The sequence below is a fragment of the Frankia sp. CgKIO3 genome, from assembly GCF_977946435.1.
The window spans coordinates 1-17,680 of record NZ_CDWTMO010000086.1; the positions used below are offsets into that span (position 1 = coordinate 1).

Here is a 17,680-nt window from a genome sequence, read left to right on the forward strand (position 1 = left end):
GGCCGGCGGCGGATGACCGGCATCGGATCGTTGACGGCGAGGTGGTGGACCGGGGCGAGTGGGTCGCGGGCCCGCCGGCCGGCGATACCCGGGGTTCGGGTTCCCGCACCCGGCGGGATCGGTTCCGGGCATCGGGCAGACCCGCTCGCGGGCGGTGACGAGGAAGGCGCGCCGGCGCCGGGCCCGGCCGTCGGATGCGCAGCGCGGGCACCCGGTCTGTTGGTGGACGCCGGATCCGGTCGTCGTCCTGCGGGACGGCGAGTGGGTGGTGCGACCGACGAGTGGCGCGGCGACCACCAAGGTCTACCGGTGTCCCGGTTGTGATTATGAGATCACTCCGGGCACCGCCCACGTGGTGGTCTGGCCGCCCGAGCGGATCGAGGACCGTCGACACTGGCACCGGCCATGTTGGGAACGCCGGTGCCGAGCGGCCCGGCCGCGCGTCCGTGATGGCTGACCCCACGGGACGACGGCCTCCCGTGCGGGCTAGACCCCGCGGGAGTTCGCTGCCGCGGGCAACGCGTTCGGCTCGCTGCCGAGCGCCTTACGCTCCTCGGGCGGCGGTGCCTCGATGGAGGCGATCGACGCGGAGGCGGCGGTCAGCTTGTCGCGCAGCGCGCCCAGCTGGGCCGTCACCTGGTCACGCAGGGTGGCAAGTTGCGAGGTCACCTGCTCGCGCTGGCGCTCGAGGTCGGCCAGCCGACGCTTCGAGTCGTCCTCGGCCTGCGCGGCCGTGGCCCGAGCGACCTCGACGATCCGTTCGGCCTCCGCGCGGGCCGTCGAGACGATGGCCGCGGCCTGCTCGTCGGCGTCGCGCAGGGTCTTCTCCCGGGTCTGCTCGGCCTCGGTGACGATCCGGCGGGCCTCCTCGAGCTGGGCGTCGGCCTCCCGGGTGCGTTCAGCCCGAACGGTGGCAGCCTCCTCCTCGGCGAGCTGGAGGATCTGGGTAACGCGGCCACCGAACTCCTCCCAGGCGGGACGGTTGGCGGCCAGATCGTCGCGTACCCGGGCCGCCTCGGTCGCCGCCTCCGACGCGGCCGCCTCCGCCGCCGCCCGGTGCGCCTCGGCCTCGCGTAGCTGCTCGACGAGCCAGTTCACGTGATGGGTGACCTGATTGGGGTCGTAGCCACGGCGCACCAGATCAAAGGCGGGGGGCCCGTCGGTCTCGCCGGCCATTGGGATGAGATCGGTGTGTTCGGTCATAGGACTTCAGCATCTCAGACGGTCAATGTGAGCGTGAGGGGAGCCGGCTGTCGGCCTGGCCGATTTCCGGGTTTATACGCCGCGGAACCGGTTAATTGCGGTCAGGTGGCGGGAGCGGAGTGCCTCGTCGCGGACACCCAGCCCCTCAGCCGGGGCGAGACACAGCACGCCCACCTTCCCCTGGTGGACGTTGCGGTGCACGTCGTAGGCGGCCTGCCCCGTTTCGGTGAGCGGGTAGACCCGGGACAGGGTCGGATGGATCATCCCGCGCATGATGAGCCGGTTGGCTTCCCAGGCCTCCCGGTAGTTGGCGAAGTGCGAGCCGACGATGCGCTTGAGGTTCATCCACAGGTACCGGTTGTCGTACTCGTGCTGGAAACCGCTGGTGGAGGCGCAGGTGGCGATGGTTCCGCCGCGGCGGGTCACATAGACGGAGGCGCCGAAGGTCTCCCGGCCCGGGTGTTCGAGGACGATGTCGGGGTCGTCGCCGCCGGTGAGCTCGCGGATGCGCTTGCCGAACCGCTGCCATTCCCGGGGGTTCTGGGTGTGTTCGTCGCTCCAGAACCGATAGGCCTCGGCGGCGCGGTCGATGATCAGTTCGGCGCCGAGGGAGCGGCATATGTCGGCTTTTTCCGGCGAGGAGACGATGCAGACCGGGATGGCCCCGCCACGCAGCACGAGCTGGGTGGCGTAGGAGCCCAGGCCCCCGGACGCGCCCCAGACGAGAACGACGTCGCCCTGTTTCATGTTCGCGCCGTTGACCGAGACCAGTTGGCGGTACGCGGTCGAGTTGACCAGACCGGGTGCGGCCGCCTCCTCCCAGGTCAGATGCGCGGGTTTCGGCATGAGCTGGTTGGTCTTGACCAGGGCGAGCTCGGCGAGTCCACCAAAGTTCGTCTCAAATCCCCAGATTCGTTGCTCGGGATCCAGCATCGTGTCGTTGTGGCCGTCGGGACGTTCGAGTTCCACGGACAGACAGTGGGCGACGACCTCGTCCCCGGGGGACCAGGCCTGTACGCCGGGCCCTGTCCGTAGCACAACTCCGGCCAGATCCGAGCCGACGACGTGGTAAGGCTGGTCGTGACGGGATGCAAGCGGCGAGGTTCGGCCGTAGCGCTCGAGGAAGTTGAAGGTGGGGATCGGCTCGAAGATCGACGTCCAGACCGTGTTGTAGTTCACGGAAGAGGCCATGGCCGCGACGAGGGCTTCGCCGGGACCGAGCTCCGGGGTCGGCACGTCGTCCACGTGCAGGGAGCGACGGGGGTCCTTGTCCCGGGACGGCACGCCCTCGAACATCCCGATTTCGTCCTGGCGCACGACCATGGCGCGGTAGGACTGGGGGACCGGGAGGGAAGCGAACTCCGCCCGCCGGGCGGGCGACGGAGGGCTCTGGGCAATGATCGCTTCGAGAATGTCCTTCACGGTCGGCCTCCGGTAGGACGCTGGTGCTGGTGGCGGATAGACGGCAGATGTTACCCATAGGTGGGAGGCGGGGTCGCGGGATGTGGAGGCTGTCTGTTTCGTGCGCGACGCGATAGAACTTTTGGGACAACTTCGAGTGCTCGGTACGCGTCCAACTGGGTGTGATCGCGCCCATGACTGTCGTGGAAGGGTGGCGGCCCGTGCCTGCACGGAGCGACGCCGCCCGTAGCGATGTCGCGCGGGACGCCGATGCCGCCCTGACCGCGTTGTACGCCGAACACTATCGGTCATTAGTTCGTCTTGCAGCGTTACTACTTGACGACCTCGGCCTCTGCGAGGAGGTTGTGCAGGACGCCTACATCCGCGTCCACGCGGCCTGGGGGCGGCTCCAGGACCGGGACAAGGCCTTGGCCTATCTCAGGCAAACCGTCGTCAACCTCGCACGTTCGACACTGCGTCGTCGACTCGTCGCTCTCAAACACGCTCCCAAGCCGATGCCCGACGCCGCGAGCGCCGAGGAGGGCGCTTACTCCCTCGTCGAACGGGCGGCGGTCATCCAGGCGTTGCGCGAGCTGCCCCGCCGGCAGCGGGAGGCGGTGGTGCTGCGGTATTACGCCGACATGTCCGAGGCGGACGCTGCGGCGGTGATGGGCTGCAGTGTCGGTTCCGTCAAGGCGTACACCTCCCGGGGGCTGTCGGCGTTGAGCGGCAAGCTGGAGGGCCTGCGGTGAGTGGTCTGGAACCGGAGGAGCTCGCCCGCCTGCTCACCGAGGCGGTGGAGCCCATCCGGCCCTCGCCGGACGCTTACCGGCAGATCCGTGCCGGGATCGACCGTCGGCGCCGGTGGCGTCTGCCGCTGATGACGGCGGGCGGGATAGTCATGGCGGCGCTCATCGGGCTCGCCGTGGTGGCGCTGCGGCCCCCTCCGCCGAGCAACGAGCTCGTCGAGCCGGCCGTCCCGCCGCTCGTGACCGCACCCGTGACGGGGCCGAGCCGGACACCCGTCGCCTCCTCGACCGGCGGCACCGGCCGTTCCACCAGGGCCGGCGATGGGTCCGGAGGGGGAGCGGCGACCTGGTCGGCGACTACCTCGCCGACCGTCCTCCCGACCACCAGCGTGCCCTCCCCGCCCGTCACGGCCGGCCCGTCAGCCAGCCCGGCGACGGCGACCCAGGGCAGCCTCCAGCTGCCGACGGCCGTCGTGAAGCCGGCGGTGGCGGGCGACGTCGACGGCGACGGCCGTTCTGACCAGGTGCGGGCGACCGGGAGCAAACTCGAGGTCGTGTTCTCCCGGGACGGAGCTATCGGGCAGGTCGACCTGGGCGCGATCGTGGTGCCCCTGCACCACACGGTCGTCGACATCGACGCCAACGGGTTCGGCGAGATCCTGGTGCAGACCACGTCGAGGAGCGGGATGGACAACTACGCGCTGGTGCGCTACGCCAGCCTCGACACGCTGGCCCCCGTCCAGCTGCCGGCTCAGCTCACCCTTGCCGCCGGGGTCCAGGGCAACGTCGGCGCCGGGTTCCGCTGCATGGACCGGGCCCTGCGGATCAACAGCGGGACCTCGACCGACGGTTCGCTGTTCACCGTGGCCACGACCATCCTGGCGCTGACCCCGGAGGGCCTGGCCGCCCAGGACAGCCGGTCCGACCAGGTACGCCTGCCGGCGGACCCGGCCACCTCGCCATTCGTGGCAGCCTGCGGCCAGCTGTCCTGACGGTCCGCTTCTCTTGGCCGTCCCGCGGGTCCGGCTAGGTGTTTTTGTCCTTGGGGACCGGAATCGTGGCCGGGCATCTCGGGAATGATCACGTTATCGTGTCAGGGACGGCTGTTCTCGGGGCTGCCGCCACGAGACGACGCCACCGCAGGCCGTGTGCCGGCGCCGTCCCGGCCCGCCCCAAAGATCTTCCTGGAGATGAGGAGGCATCCATGCCTGGTTCCGTGATCGTGGCTGGAGCGCGGACACCGTTCGGGAGACTGTCGGGCGCGCTGAAGAGCTTCACCGCGACGGATCTCGGTGGCATCGCGATCTCGGGTGCCCTCGCGCGGGCCGGCCTGTCCGGTGACGCGGTCGATTATGTGATCATGGGGCATGTGATCCAGGCCGGCGCGGGCCAGATCACCGCCCGGCAGGCGGCGGTCGCTGCCGGCATCCCGCTGTCGGTGCCCGCCATCACGATCAACAAGGTCTGCCTGTCCGGCCTTGATGCGATCGCCCTGGCCGACACGTACATCTCCAGCGGGGAGTTCGACCTTGTCGTCGCCGGTGGGATGGAGTCCATGACCGGCGGCCCGCACCTGCTGCGCTCGCTGCGCTCCGGGGTGAAGTACGGACGGGCCGAGCTGCTCGACGCCACCGAGCACGACGCGCTGTTCTGCGCCTTCGACCAGATCGCGATGGGGGCGAGCACCGAGCGGTACAACGCGGGGCTCGGCATCAGCCGGGCCGAGCAGGACGAGTTCGGCGCCCAGTCGCATCAGCGGGCCGCTGCCGCCATCAAGAACGGGCTGTTCGAGGACGAGATCGTCCCGGTCGCGGTGCCGCAGCGCCGCGGCGAGCCGCTGGCCGTCAACCAGGACGAGGGCGTGCGTCCCGACACCACCGCCGAGGTGCTCGCGAAGCTGCGGCCGGCCTTCGACGACAACGGCACGATCACCGCGGGTTCGTCGTCGCCGATCTCCGACGGCGCCGCCGCCGTCATCGTGGCGAGCCGGGCGAAGGCCGAACAGCTCGGCCTGCCGATCCTCGCGGAGGTCGGTCACCACGGCTTCGTGGCCGGTCCGGACACCTCCCTGCACTCCCAGCCTTCGCGCGCCATCCTCGCGGCGCTGGCCAAGGAGCGGCTCACCCCGGCCGATCTCGGCCTCGTCGAGATCAACGAGGCCTTCGCCGCGGTCGTCATCCAGTCCATGCACGACCTCGGGATCGGCCCGGAGATCACCAACGTCAACGGCGGCGCGATCGCGATCGGTCATCCCGTCGGAGCCTCCGGTGCCCGGATTGCCCTGACCCTGGCCAACGAGCTGAAGCGCCGCGGCGGCGGGATCGGCGCCGCCGGTCTCTGCGGCGGCGGCGGCCAGGGAGACGCCTTGGTGCTGCGCGTTCCAGCGTGACGGCCGGCCTCGGGGAGGCTCCCGGGATGACCCGCATCGACGACCCCGCGACGCCGGCCGGCGACTTGGTGCGGGAGCTCGGTCTCGAAGCACATCCCGAGGGCGGCTGGTACCGCCGGACCTGGGCCAGTCCAGACCAGATCGATGCACATGGCGGCAGGCGCCCCGTCATGACGTCCATCCTGTTCCTGCTGCGTCCGGGAGAGGTGTCCCGCTGGCATCCGGGTGGCCTCGGCCGAGATCTGGCTCTGGCAGGGCGGTGGGGCCCTCGATCTTACCCTCGGCGGGTCGGGCCGGGTGCCGGTCGCCGCCGACCGGCGGATCCTCGGACCCGATCTGGCCGCGGGCCAGGCGCCGCAGCTCGTCGTGCCTGCCGGCGAATGGCAGACCGCGGCCCCGCGCGACGGACAGCACGTTCTGGTCGGCTGCGTGGTGGCGCCTGGCTTCGACTTTCTGGACTTCGAGCTCTTCCCCGCCTAAAGCGCCGTTCGGGGCGGCCCGGTCAGGTCAGCTCGGGGCGGTCATCGCGGTGGTGAGCGCGGCTGCCGCGGCGACTAGGGCGCCGGGATCCAGCGGGATCTTCAGGAGGTCCACGGCGCCGGCTCGGCGCAGGTGCGCCCGCTCGCGGGGGTCGGTGTCCTCGCTGAGGACCAGGGCCGGGATGACGCCGGCGGTCGGGTCCGCCGCGAGCTGGGCGAGCAGTTCGGCCGCGGTCGTGTCGGGCAGGTCCCGGTCGAGCAGGATGAACGCCGGCCGGGCCCCCCGCACCGCGTCGAGGGCGAGACCGGCGCGGGGAACGGTCACGGTGTCCGCGGCCAGGAAATCGGTGAGGGTCTCGGCGACCAGGGAACGCAGGGCGGGATCGCCACTGACGTGCACGACCCGCAGGCCGCCGGGTGCGGGAGGACGGCCGAGGGCGACCGTGCCGGACTCGCCGGAGCGATAGGGGAGACCACCGTAACTGCCTCCGAACCCGCTGTCATCATCGAGATCCTCGAAACGCAGGTCGACCGCGTCGAGCACGACGGCGAACACGCTTCCCACGCCGTACCGGCTGGCGACGGTAAGCACCCCGCCCATCGCCGTGACCAGGGCGTGGGACAGGGCGAGGCCCAGCCCGCTGCCCTCGATTCCGCTGCGCTCGGCGCCGAGGCGCTCGAAGGGCCGGAACAGTCGGTCGATCGCCCGGGGGGAGAGCCCCGCGCCGTCGTCCTCGACCTCGATACGGATCCGCGAGCCGGTGATGGGCACGATGCCGACGCGCACGCTGCCGCCCTCCCGGCCGTACTTCAGCGCGTTACCGACCAGGTTGAGCAGGACTTGCCACAGGCGGCGGCGGTCCGCGTCGGCGACGAGCGGCAGCGCCGGATGGATCACCCGCCGGATGCTGCGCTGCGCCGCGAGCGGTTCGACGAGCTCCACCACGCCCTGGACGATGTCGAGGACGTTGACCGGCCCCTTGTTGATGTCCCCCCGGCCCGCGCGGAGCCTGGCTAGGTCCAGCACGTCATCGATCAACGCCTGCATGTGGCGGCCACCGGTGATGATCCGCTCGACGTCGTCGTGGAGGTCGGGGGTGAGCGGTTCGAGTTCCAGCAGCTGCGCGAAGCCCAGCATGGCGTTCAGCGGGGTCCGCAATTCGTGGCCGAGCCGGGCGATCAGTTCGTCCTTGGCCCGTGACTCGTTCTCGGCGACCTCGCGGGCGCGCTGGTCGCTGGTGTCCCGAGCGACGACGACCAGCCCGCCCTCCGGGTCGACCCGGACCGTCACGTGATGGGGCACGGTGGCCCCGGCCAGGTCGACGAGTCCCACCGAGCCACGCCACTGCCCGGTCCGCCCCAGCGCGGTCGTCACCGCCTCACCGAGAGCGAGGCGGAACGCGGGGTCGACGACGTCGACAAGGTCGCGCAGATGGGGGACGCGGGGAACCCGGTTACCGAGGAAGGCACGGGCGGCGGCACCCATGTCGGTGACACGACCATCCGCGCCGACGACCACAGCCAGGTCCGTCAGCGCGTCGAGCAAGATGCGTGACCCCACCTACGCCTCGTTATCCGTCTTCTTCCACCCCACGGCGGGCAATGGTAGGGCGTACCGTCAGAGACCGTTGTCCCGGGTTTGCTCAACTGGATCGCCGGCCGGTTTTCCCGCGACGTTTCGTGACATGCAAATAGCTTACCGACGACCTCGGTGCATCGGCGTAGCAGGGTAGTGGCCCTGCGTTGTTCGACGCGCGGTGAGCGGACTGTCGTGATAAGTCTGACCGCATGCTTGTTGCCTTCAGTGTCACGCCCATCGGTCAGGGCGAGGGGGTCGCGGATCTGGTCGCCGAGGCGGTCCGGGTGGTGCGGGCCAGTGGGCTGCCCCATGAGACGACCGCCATGTTCACCACGATCGAAGGCGAGTGGGACGAGGTGATGGACGTCGTCCGCCGGGCCACCGAGGCGGTCTCGGCCCGCGCTGGCCGGGTGAGTCTGGTGCTGAAGGCCGATCTTCGCCCGGGAGTCACCGACGCTCTGCACACGAAGGTCGCCGCGGTCGACCGGTTGCTGGCCGGGGACGAGACCGGCACGGACGTCACTGATCGTTGACCGCCGGCCGCTGCCTGCCGGCCGCTGCCCGCAGGCCCGGATTGGGGATCTGGGTCTGACCCTGGGCGAGGCGGACATGAGGACCGGGAAAGTCGTCCGGCGCCGAGTCCACGGACCGGAACCAGATGCCACGATGGAGGCATGCAACGTAGGCCACCAGTCCCATCCAGATCGCCGCGCGGTGCGGGAGGCGCGGGAGACGCGGGACGTCTGCCCGAAAGCCTCGGCGGTCTGCGCCTCGCCGGCGCCGTCCCGCTCGACCCCAAGCCGGCGACCCCGCCTCCCCCCGCCAGTAGCGCCGCCACGGCCGCGCCGGACGCCCGTCCCGGCGCGCCAGCCGGGCCCGTGGTCATCGACGTCACCGAGGCGAGCTTCGCCACCGACGTGGTCAGCCGGTCGATGCAGGTTCCCGTAGTGCTGGACTTCTGGGCCTCCTGGTGCGGCCCGTGCAAGCAGCTCAGCCCGATCCTGGAGAAGCTCGCCGCGGTGGACGGCGGCCGGTGGATCCTCGCCAAGATCGACGTCGATGCGAACCCGGGCCTCGCGCAGGCCGCCGGCGTGCAGGGCATCCCCGCGGTGAAGGCGGTGATCGGCGGGCGGATCATCGGGGAGTTCACCGGCGCCGTGCCCGAACGGGAGGTGCGGAGCTGGCTCGATCAGCTGCTCTCCCTGGTCGACGAGGCGATGGGCGGAGTCCCGGGCGCGGCAGCCGCGGGCGGTCCCGCCCGTGACCCACATGTGGCGGCGGCCGAGGCGGCGCTTGCCCGTGGCGACTTCGACACCGCGGTCGAGTCCTACCGCATCCGGCTCACCGAGGCGCCCGCGGATCCCGAGGCCCTGACCGGGCTCGCGCGGGCCGAACTGCTGCGCCGGGTGCGTGGGTACGATCCGGTGGACATCCGCAACCGGCTGGCGGCGAATCCGGACGACGTCGAGGCCGCGGTCGCCGCGGCTGACCTGGGCATCGCGCAGGGAGCCGTGGCCGGGGCCCTCGCTGGTCTCGTCGAGGTCGTCCGCCGGACGGCGGGGCCGGAGCGGGAAAGGGCCCGAGCGCACCTCGTCGGGCTGTTCCAGGCGTTGGGTGACGAGGAGCCCGCGGTGGCCCCGGCCCGACGCTCCCTGGCAGCCGCCCTCTTCTGAGCGTACGGTAGTCGGGTTGTGGGGAGCCAGGCACGGTCCAGGGACCGCAGACCGTGCTCAGGTCCCCACATTCACTGGCCGGCAGAAACCCCGAACGGCGTCCGGTGCGGGGAGAGCCAGATGGCCCCGAGGGGCGGCAGCGTCAGGGTTGCCGAGGCGTCGAGACCGTGATGCGGCTCCTCGACAGCCTGGACTGAGCCGAGATTGCCGATGTTGCCGCCGCCGTAGCGGTACCCGTCGGTGTTGAGTATCTCGCGCCAGCGGCCGGGGAACGGCAGCCCGATGCGGTAGCCCTCGTGCCCGATGCCGGCGAAGTTGGCGACGCAGGCCAGCACGCCGCCCGCCGGGTCCTCGCCCGACCAGCGCAGGAACGAGAAGACGTTGTTCTCCGCGTCGTTCGCGTCGATCCAGGAGAAGCCCGCCGGGTCGGCGTCGTGTTGGTACAGGGCCGGGATCGTCCGGTAGAGCCCGTTCAGGTCGCGCACGAGGTCCGCGACACCGGCGTGGGCGGGATCGTCCAGCAGGGGCCATTCGAGGGACGCAGACTCGTTCCACTCGTTGTCCTGGGCGAACTCGCAGCCCATGAAGAGCAGCTTCTTGCCGGGATGCGCCCACATGTAGGCGAGCAGCGCCCGCAGGTTCGCGAGCTGTGCCCAGCGGTCGCCGGGCATCTTGCGTAGCAGTGAACCTTTGCCGTGGACCACCTCGTCGTGGCTGAACGGCAGGATGAAGTTCTCCGAGTATGCGTACACCATCGAAAAGGTCATCTGATGGTGGTGGTACATGCGGTGGATCGGCAGCCGGGAGTTGTAGTCGAGGGTGTCGTGCATCCACCCCATGTTCCATTTGAAGCCGAAGCCCAAGCCGCCGAGGTGGGTGGGGCGGGTGACCCCGGGCCACGCGGTCGACTCCTCCGCGATCATCATTGCGCCCGGGAAACGGCGGTAGACGGTGGCGTTGGTCTCCTGCAGGAACGAGACGGCATCGAGGTTCTCCCGGCCGCCGTGGATGTTGGGCAGCCAGCCACCCTCCGGCCGGGAGTAGTCGAGGTACAGCATCGAGGCGACCGCGTCGACGCGTAGTCCATCGATGTGGAATTCCTCGAACCAGTACAGGGCGTTTGCCACGAGGAAGTTGCGTACCTCGGGGCGGCCCAGGTCGAAGACGTAGGTACCCCAGTCGGGCTGTTCACCGCGGCGTGGATCTGGATGTTCGTACAGGGGGGTGCCGTCGAAGCGGCCCAGCGCCCAGGTGTCCCGGGGGAAGTGCGCCGGCACCCAATCGACGATCACCCCGATGCCGGCGCGGTGCAGCGTGTCCACAAGGTGGCGGAACTCGTCGGGGCTGCCGAAGCGGGCCGTCGGGGCGTAGTAGGCCGATACCTGGTAGCCCCAGGAGCCGCCGAAGGGATGCTCGGCCATGGGCAGCATCTCCACGTGGGTGAAGCCGTTCTCGACGACGTACGCGGTCAGCTCCTCGGCGAGTTCCCGGTAGGACAACCCGCGCCGCCAGGAGCCCAGGTGGACCTCGTAGACGCTCACCGGCTCGGTGCGCCAAGCCGTCCGGGCCCGCCGGTCGAGCCACGCGCCGTCATTCCAGGTGAAGTCGGAGGCGAACACCACGCTCGCGGTGGCCGGCGGCACCTCGGTGTGGAACGCCAGCGGATCCGCCTTCTGCCGCCAGATCCCGTCGAAGCCGAGGATTTCGTACTTGTACCGGGCGCCGGTGCCGGCGCCGGGGACGAACAGCTCCCAGATCCCGGAGCGGCCGAGCGAGCGCATCGGGAAGGCGCGCCCGTCCCAGAAGTCGAAGTCGCCGACGAGCCGAACCCCCCGCGCAGAGGGGGCCCACACGGCGAAGCTGACCCCGGTGACCGTGGCGCCGCCCGGCGTCGTCAGCGCGCGCGGATGTGCCCCGAGCACCTTCCAGAGCTGTTCGTGCCGGCCCTCGGTGATCAGATGGAGGTCCATCTCACCGAGGGTGGGCAGGTGCCGGTAGGGGTCGTCGACGAGGTACGAGCCGTCCGGGTAGGTCACCTCGATGCGGTAGTCGGGCAGCACTCCCGGCACGGCCACGCCGAACACCCCGCCGCTGTGCAGCCGGGTGGCCGGGTACCGGGCCGGCCCGACGAGGACGGTCACGGCCCTCGCATCGGGGCGCAGCACCCGCACGACCGTGGCGTCGCTACCGGGATGCGGGTGCGCCCCGAGCAGCGCGTGCGGGTCGTGATGCGCCCCGCTGACTAGCCGCTCCAGGCCGTCCCGCTCCAAGCCGTCGTGGGGCAGGCCGTCGTGGGGCAGGCCGACCGAAGGGGCGACCGCGACTGCGGGCGGGGCCGCGGGCGGGGCCGACGGCACGGCGGGATCATCGGCGGTCTGTCCAGGCTGGGTGGCGGCGGACGAGGCGTCGCAGTCCGCCAGCGCCACCCGGCCACCGCCGTTGCGGACGGCGGTATCCACCCCTCCGGGGTTCGGTCGGTCGGGGGCGAGCCCGGTGGCCAGGCGTCCCGTCCGCGCCGTGCCGTTGTTGACGTCGCCGTTGTTCACTGGGACACCCCTGCCTCTCTGCGCGATGATTTTTTCGGGTCTTCTGTCGGGTCTTCTGGCTGATCCGCGCCCGGGCGCCGGCACCGCTGCCGGGCGGCCGCCGCGGCCCGGGGCGGGCCGTGGCTCACCCCGCCGACGGGCTGGACCGGGTCAGTCGTCCCACCGAGGACAGCGGGATCCCGATCCACCCCGGTCGGTGGCGGGCCTCGTACAGGATCTCGTACACGGCCTTGTCGAGCTCGAACGCACGCAGCACCACGGCATCCTCACGAGGATCGCGGCCGGCCGCGGCACCGTAGCCCCGGCAGAACGCCTCCCGGTTGCGATCTGCCCACTCCTGGGCGCGGTAGGCCAACGACGGCTCGTCACCGCGTTCGAGCAGCATCGACCGGGCCGCGTAGTCGAACGAGCGCAGCATCCCGGCGACGTCGCGCAGCGGCGACTCCAGCCCCACGCGGTCGGCGACCGGGCGGACCGGCTCCCCCTCGAAGTCGAACAGCACCCAGCCCGAGTCGACCCGCAGGACCTGACCCAGGTGCAGATCGCCGTGCAGCCGTTGGAAGGGCCGGGGATGGACGGCCTGCGCCGACGCCCCCGTCACCTCGTCGTAGCTCTTGCGGATCGCCGCCTCGAAAGGACGCAGCTCGGCGACGGCCTCGACCGCCGCGTCCAGCCGGCCATGCAGGTAGGTCACCAGGGACCGCAGGGCGTCGGCGGTCGCGAGCCTCGTTGGCAGCGTCCGGGCGAGGTCGGCGTGCACCTCGGCGGTGGCGGTACCCAGCCGCTCGGCCTCCGCGGCGAAGTCGCCGCCGACCTCGTCGGCGTGCAGGTCAGCCTCGGCGTACAGGTCGCGCACGCTGGCCAGCGCCAGCCGCCAGCCCTCGGTGCCGCTGCGCAGGTACTCCTGGAGGAATCCGAAGGTGGTCGGTGTCCCGTCGACCCGGCCGGAGTACCAGGCGACGGGGCGGGCCACGTGCGTGCTGCCCGCCTCCGCCAGCGCCCGGGTCACCTCCAGATCGGGGTTGACGCCCGGCCAGAGTCGCCGGAACACCTTGAGGATGTAGGCGTCGCCGTAGACGATCGAGGTGTTGGACTGCTCGGCGCCGACGGCGTGGGCGGGCAGGATGCCCAGTGGTTCCAGCGCCTCGGCGACGAGGCCGTCGCGGTGTGTCGACCGGCGGAGGAAGCTCAGCAGGGCCGAGCTGCCATCGGGGTCGTGCAGGCCGTCGTAGACCAGGCCGCCGGCACTCTCGCCGATCAGAAAGCCCTCGTGGCCGAAGGGCGCGTCCGAGCGGATGACCACCGGAACCTGGTAGTGGTCCGACGGGCCGTGGTCGTAGTCGACGTCGACGACGAGCAGCCGTAGCGGTTCGAAGACCATGACGTCGTGGCGGATCCGCAGGCCACCCCCGCATCTGCCCTTCCCGGCGAACCAGCGCTGCCGGGGGAGCCACTCGCGCAACAGGCCGGTCAGTTCCGCGTGGTGGTCACCCATCATCGACCTCCCGGTGCCCGTCCTCAACGATCATTATGCCAGCTAACCTAACGTCGACTGCCTCGATAGCAGCCTTTCGCCCGACCCGGGCCGGCCGCGCGTCGTCCAGGCGGTTCCGGTGCTCCTTGACTGTTCCTCGACCGACGGTCCCCGACGGCCTCCGTTGCCCCGGTCCGCCCAACGCGGCTAGGGGGTGAATTCCCCCGGTCTGGTCACCGCGAACCAGTAATGTCCGTGACCTGGCAGCGTCAGCAGGTAGGGAAGCTCGCCGATCGGCGGGAAGTGCACCCGGCCGAGCAGTTCCACCGGAACCAATCCCTCGAAACAACGCAGATCGAGCTCCACCGGCTGGGCGAAGCGGGACAGATTCGCGACGCACAGGACCCGGTCGTCGCCGAACTCGCGGACGAAGGCGAAGATCGAGGGATTGGACGCGCCAAGCTCGGTGTAGTCGCCGAGCCCAAAGACCGGATGACGCTTGCGTACCTCGATCATCCGCTTGGTCCAGGCCAAGAACGAGGTCGGCATGCGCTGTCCGGCCTCGACGTTCAGGGCCTGATAACCGTAGACCGGATCCATGATCAGGGGAAGGTACAGCCGGGCCGGGTCCGCGGTGGAGAAACCGGCGTTACGGTCCGGTGACCACTGCATCGGAGTCCGGACGCTGTCCCGGTCGCCCAGGTAGATGTTGTCACCCATCCCGATCTCGTCGCCGTAGTACAGCACTGGCGAGCCGGGCAGCGAGAGCAGGAGCGCGGTGAACAGCCCCATCTGGTCACGGCTGTTGTCCAGCAGCGGCGCCAGCCGGCGACGAATGCCGATGTTGGCCTTCATACGTGGATCTTTCGCGTATTCGGCCCACATGTAGTCCCGTTCCTCGTCGGTCACCATTTCGAGCGTCAGCTCGTCGTGGTTGCGCAGGAAGATGCCCCACTGGCAGTTCGGCGGGATCTGGGGCGTCTGAGCGAGAATCTCCGAGATCGGGTAGCGGGACTCCCGCCGGACCGCCATGAAGATGCGCGGCATCAACGGGAAGTGGAACGCCATGTGACACTCGTCGTCGTTGCCGAAGTACTCGACGACGTCGGAGGGCCACTGGTTCGCCTCGGCGAGCAGCACCCGGTCGGCGTACTTGGCGTCGACCTCCTTGCGGACCCGCTTGAGGTACTCGTGGGTCTCCGGCAGGTTCTCGCCGTTGGTGTTCTCCCGGACATAGAGGTAGGGGACCGCGTCGAGCCGAAACCCGTCGATGCCGAGATCGAGCCAGAAGCGCAGGACCTCCAGCATCGCCTCCTGGACCTCGGGGTTGTCATAGTTCAGGTCGGGCTGGTGGGAGAAGAAACGGTGCCAGTAGTACTGACCGCGGACCGGATCCCACGACCAGTTCGACTTCTCGGTGTCCACGAAGATGATCCGGGCGTCCGGGTACAGCTCGTCGCTGTCGGACCAGACGTAGAAGTCCCCGAACGGCCCGTCGGGGTCGGAGCGGGACGCCTGGAACCAGGGATGGGCGTCCGAGGTGTGGTTCATCACCAGATCCGCGATGATCCGGATGCCCCGGCGGTGGGCCTCGTCGACCAGGCTGACGAAGTCGCCGAGGTCGCCGAATTCCGGCAGGATCTGAAAGTAGTCACTGATGTCGTAGCCGCCATCACGCAACGGCGAGGAGTAGATTGGTAGCAGCCACAGACAGTCGACGCCGAGCCACTCCAGGTAGTCGAGTCTGGAGATCAGGCCGTGAATGTCCCCGGTGCCGTCGCCGTTGGAGTCCGCGAAGCCGCGGATGAGCACCTCGTAGAACACGGCCCGCTTGAACCAGTGCGGGTCGCGTAAGGTCTCCCCGCCCGGCATGGCGGGGGCCGGGCCGGGGATGTGCTCGCCGATCGGTTCGCTGAGAGGCTCAGAATCCATCACGGCCGGGCCCGCACAGCGAAGACGTGCGCGGGCTCGACCGCCGGGTCCAGCCGCACGTAGTTCTGCTTGCCCCACGCGTAGGCGGCACCAGTGATCTCATCGGTGACCTCGAAGGAGTCTTCCCAGCCGAGGCCGAGGGCCGGCATGTCGAGCCGCACGGTGGTCTCCCGGGGAGCGTGTGGGTCAAGGTTGACGACGACGAGCACGGTGTCGGCAGCGGCCGTGTCCCCGGGACCCGTGTCGTCTGCCCGCAGGGAGTCCACCCGCTTGGAGAAGACCATGATCTCGTCCCCGTCGGCATGGTGGAAGTGGAGGTTGCGCAGCCACTGCAGGGCGGGGTGGGCGTGGCGGATCTGGTTGAGTCTGGTCAGGTACGGCGCGAGCGACTGGCCCGCACGCTCCGCCGCGGCCCAGTCGCGCGGCCGGTACTGGTACTTCTCGGAGTCCAGGTACTCCTCGCTGCCCGGTCGGACCGGGGTGTTCTCGCGCAACTCGTACCCGGCGTAGACGCCCCAGGTCGGCGACAGCGTCGCCGCGAGCACCGCCCGGATCTGGAACGCCGCCGTGCCGCCGTGCTGCAGGTACTCCGGCAGGATGTCCGGGGTGTTGACGAAGAAGTTCGGCCGCATGTAGTACGCGGCCGACACCAGTTCGCGCGCGTACTTCTCGAGCTCCCACTTCGTGTTGCGCCAGGTGAAATAGGTATATGACTGGGTGAAACCGACCTTGGCGAGCGTGTGCATCATCGCCGGCCGGGTGAACGCCTCCGCGAGGAAGAGCACATCCGGTTCGGTCGACTTCACCTGGGCGATGAGCCATTCCCAGAACTCGACGGGCTTTGTGTGCGGATTGTCGACACGGAAGATTCGTACTCCGTGTGCAGTCCAGTACCGGACAACGCGTAGTATCGCCTGGTAGAGCCCGGTCGGGTCGGCGTCGAAGTTCAGCGGATAGATGTCTTGGTACTTCTTCGGCGGATTCTCCGCGTAGGCGATGGAGCCGTCGCTGCGCACGACGAACCACTCCGGGTGATGCTTCGCCCATGGATGGTCCGGCGCGCACTGCAGGGCGAGGTCGAGCGCGATCTCCATGCCCAGCGAGCGTGCCCGGGCGACGAACAGGTCGAAGTCGTCGATCGTGCCGAGGCCGGGATGCACGGCGTCGTGGCCGCCGTGTTCGCTGCCGATGGCCCACGGCGAGCCGGGGTCTGTCGGACCGGGAGTGAGGGTGTTGTTGGGACCCTTGCGGTTGACCTCGCCGATCGGATGGATCGGCGGCAGGTACACCACGTCGAAGCCCATCGCCGCGACCGCGGGCAGGCGTTCGGCCGCGGTGAGGAAGGTCCCGGACCGGGGCGGGTCGAGGCTCGCGCCCTCCGAGCGCGGGAACATCTCGTACCAGCTGCCGTAGAGGGCGCGCCGACGATCCACCCACACCCGGTACAGCGGCGAGCGGGTCACCAGCTCGCGCAGCGGGCAGGCGTCCAGCAGGCTCACCAGCCGAGGATCGAGGGCCGCGGCGATCCGGTCGCGGGGGTCGGTGCGATTGTCGTCGCGCAGCGCGGCCACGGCGAGGGCGATCTCCGCCCGGCGCGGTTCGGGGAGCCCGGGCAGGGCCCGCAGCAGCAGGCGCGCACCGTCCTCGAAGTCCACCGCGAGTTCGTCCGTGTTCTGGCCCGCGCCGACCTTGAGGGCGATACCGTGCCGCCAGGTGGCGAGCGGATCGGCCCACGCCTCGACCCGATATCCCCACAGGCCTTCGGTCCCGGCGGTGATCTCCGCCTCGTAACGGTCGGTCCCGGGGCCAACGGACCGCATCCGGGTGAACGGAGTTCCCTGCCCGTCGGGACCTGACAGCACGACGTTCGCGCCGATGAGGTCATGACCCTCGCGGAACACCGTTGCACCGACGGTGAGAATTTCGCCCGCGATCGCCCGCGCCGGCCACTGGCCACACGAGACGGTCGGTGTCACATCGGAGATGACAACCCGGCCTACTGAACGTCCGATCATCATGACGACCTTATCCAGACGAACCACACCTCAATGGTCCGCCCTGCACGTGGCGATTGGCGACACCTCTGTGTGAACTGCCCGCGACCATTGCATGGGCGATTGTTGTCGTTGGGGTGGGTCGGTCCGTCCCGCCCGGGTGGCCCGCGCTGAAGGCAATGTTCCCCAGTTGTGGCCCTGTCGAACGTTTGAACCTCCTCCGTTGTGGCGTTCCGGGTGCGGGGACCTGACCCAATGCCG

The 17,680-nt window shown here is 70.0% G+C and carries 13 protein-coding genes and 1 pseudogene; 7 read left to right on the top strand and 7 right to left on the bottom strand.

The window, feature by feature from the left end; all coding sequences use genetic code 11:
* Positions 1 to 486: 486 nt before the first annotated feature.
* On the bottom strand, positions 487 to 1,203 hold the full coding sequence (locus tag AC08OJ_RS11485; protein ID WP_476592801.1) for an ATP synthase F0 subunit B: 717 nt from the start codon (positions 1,201 to 1,203) through the stop codon (positions 487 to 489).
* A gap of 72 nt (positions 1,204 to 1,275) precedes the next feature.
* Positions 1,276 to 2,625, bottom strand: a complete 1,350-nt coding sequence (gene ccrA / locus AC08OJ_RS11490) for a crotonyl-CoA carboxylase/reductase (RefSeq protein WP_476592800.1) — start codon at positions 2,623 to 2,625, stop codon at positions 1,276 to 1,278.
* A gap of 173 nt (positions 2,626 to 2,798) precedes the next feature.
* Here ccrA and AC08OJ_RS11495 point away from each other — a divergent pair, with 173 nt between their 5' ends.
* The 5 genes and pseudogenes from AC08OJ_RS11495 (at position 2,799) to AC08OJ_RS11515 (ending at position 6,222) form a co-directional block, all read left to right on the top strand.
* The gene (locus tag AC08OJ_RS11495) at positions 2,799 to 3,356 is read left to right on the top strand and encodes a SigE family RNA polymerase sigma factor (RefSeq protein WP_476592799.1); all 558 of its coding nucleotides are present in this window, start codon (positions 2,799 to 2,801) and stop codon (positions 3,354 to 3,356) included.
* Positions 3,353 to 4,345, top strand: a complete 993-nt coding sequence (locus tag AC08OJ_RS11500) for an FG-GAP repeat domain-containing protein (RefSeq protein WP_476595712.1) — start codon at positions 3,353 to 3,355, stop codon at positions 4,343 to 4,345. The genes AC08OJ_RS11495 and AC08OJ_RS11500 overlap by 4 nt, the downstream gene beginning before the upstream one ends.
* 212 nt (positions 4,346 to 4,557) lie before the next feature.
* Positions 4,558 to 5,742 carry an acetyl-CoA C-acetyltransferase gene (locus AC08OJ_RS11505; RefSeq protein ID WP_476592797.1) on the top strand — a complete coding sequence of 395 codons (1,185 nt, stop codon included), beginning with the start codon at positions 4,558 to 4,560 and terminating at the stop codon, positions 5,740 to 5,742.
* Between the two features lie 26 nt (positions 5,743 to 5,768).
* Positions 5,769 to 5,900, top strand: a pseudogene (locus AC08OJ_RS11510) (cupin domain-containing protein); the annotation flags it as partial.
* A gap of 67 nt (positions 5,901 to 5,967) precedes the next feature.
* The gene (locus tag AC08OJ_RS11515; protein ID WP_476595713.1) at positions 5,968 to 6,222 is read left to right on the top strand and encodes a cupin domain-containing protein; all 255 of its coding nucleotides are present in this window, start codon (positions 5,968 to 5,970) and stop codon (positions 6,220 to 6,222) included.
* Positions 6,223 to 6,249: 27 nt separating this feature from the next.
* Here AC08OJ_RS11515 and AC08OJ_RS11520 read toward each other — a convergent pair whose 3' ends face one another.
* Positions 6,250 to 7,782 (bottom strand): ATP-binding protein, encoded by a 1,533-nt coding sequence (locus AC08OJ_RS11520; protein WP_476592795.1) that lies wholly within the window; start codon positions 7,780 to 7,782, stop codon positions 6,250 to 6,252.
* 227 nt (positions 7,783 to 8,009) lie between these two features.
* Between AC08OJ_RS11520 and AC08OJ_RS11525 the strand changes: the two genes are divergently transcribed.
* Together AC08OJ_RS11525 and AC08OJ_RS11530 are read left to right on the top strand one after the other, a co-directional pair.
* Positions 8,010 to 8,333 carry an MTH1187 family thiamine-binding protein gene (locus AC08OJ_RS11525; RefSeq protein WP_462186803.1) on the top strand — a complete coding sequence of 108 codons (324 nt, stop codon included), beginning with the start codon at positions 8,010 to 8,012 and terminating at the stop codon, positions 8,331 to 8,333.
* Between the two features lie 141 nt (positions 8,334 to 8,474).
* The gene (locus AC08OJ_RS11530; RefSeq protein ID WP_476592794.1) at positions 8,475 to 9,473 is read left to right on the top strand and encodes a tetratricopeptide repeat protein; all 999 of its coding nucleotides are present in this window, start codon (positions 8,475 to 8,477) and stop codon (positions 9,471 to 9,473) included.
* Between the two features lie 71 nt (positions 9,474 to 9,544).
* Here AC08OJ_RS11530 and glgB read toward each other — a convergent pair whose 3' ends face one another.
* The 4 genes from glgB to AC08OJ_RS11550 all read right to left on the bottom strand — a co-directional run bounded on the left by glgB (position 9,545) and on the right by AC08OJ_RS11550 (position 17,443).
* Entirely contained in the window at positions 9,545 to 12,019 is a 2,475-nt protein-coding gene (gene glgB / locus AC08OJ_RS11535) for a 1,4-alpha-glucan branching protein GlgB (protein WP_476592793.1), read from the bottom strand.
* Between the two features lie 124 nt (positions 12,020 to 12,143).
* On the bottom strand, positions 12,144 to 13,514 hold the full coding sequence (locus AC08OJ_RS11540; RefSeq protein ID WP_476592792.1) for a maltokinase N-terminal cap-like domain-containing protein: 1,371 nt from the start codon (positions 13,512 to 13,514) through the stop codon (positions 12,144 to 12,146).
* 186 nt (positions 13,515 to 13,700) lie between these two features.
* Complete coding sequence (gene treS / locus AC08OJ_RS11545; protein ID WP_476592791.1) at positions 13,701 to 15,425, bottom strand: maltose alpha-D-glucosyltransferase; 1,725 nt, start codon at positions 15,423 to 15,425, stop codon at positions 13,701 to 13,703.
* Entirely contained in the window at positions 15,425 to 17,443 is a 2,019-nt protein-coding gene (locus tag AC08OJ_RS11550; protein ID WP_476592802.1) for an alpha-1,4-glucan--maltose-1-phosphate maltosyltransferase, read from the bottom strand. The genes treS and AC08OJ_RS11550 overlap by 1 nt, the downstream gene beginning before the upstream one ends.
* Positions 17,444 to 17,680 lie beyond the last annotated feature (237 nt).

What these genes read in the sequence shown, in the direction of transcription:
- AC08OJ_RS11495 (WP_476592799.1), top strand. Translation starts at nt 2,799, where the DNA reads ATGACTGTCGTGGAAGGGTGGCGGCCCGTGCCTGCACGGAGCGACGCC.
- AC08OJ_RS11550 (WP_476592802.1), bottom strand. Translation starts at nt 17,443, where the DNA reads ATGATGATCGGACGTTCAGTAGGCCGGGTTGTCATCTCCGATGTGACA.
- AC08OJ_RS11530 (WP_476592794.1), top strand. Translation starts at nt 8,475, where the DNA reads ATGCAACGTAGGCCACCAGTCCCATCCAGATCGCCGCGCGGTGCGGGA.
- treS (WP_476592791.1), bottom strand. Translation starts at nt 15,425, where the DNA reads ATGGATTCTGAGCCTCTCAGCGAACCGATCGGCGAGCACATCCCCGGC.
- AC08OJ_RS11505 (WP_476592797.1), top strand. Translation starts at nt 4,558, where the DNA reads ATGCCTGGTTCCGTGATCGTGGCTGGAGCGCGGACACCGTTCGGGAGA.
- AC08OJ_RS11485 (WP_476592801.1), bottom strand. Translation starts at nt 1,203, where the DNA reads ATGACCGAACACACCGATCTCATCCCAATGGCCGGCGAGACCGACGGG.
- AC08OJ_RS11525 (WP_462186803.1), top strand. Translation starts at nt 8,010, where the DNA reads ATGCTTGTTGCCTTCAGTGTCACGCCCATCGGTCAGGGCGAGGGGGTC.
- AC08OJ_RS11540 (WP_476592792.1), bottom strand. Translation starts at nt 13,514, where the DNA reads ATGGGTGACCACCACGCGGAACTGACCGGCCTGTTGCGCGAGTGGCTC.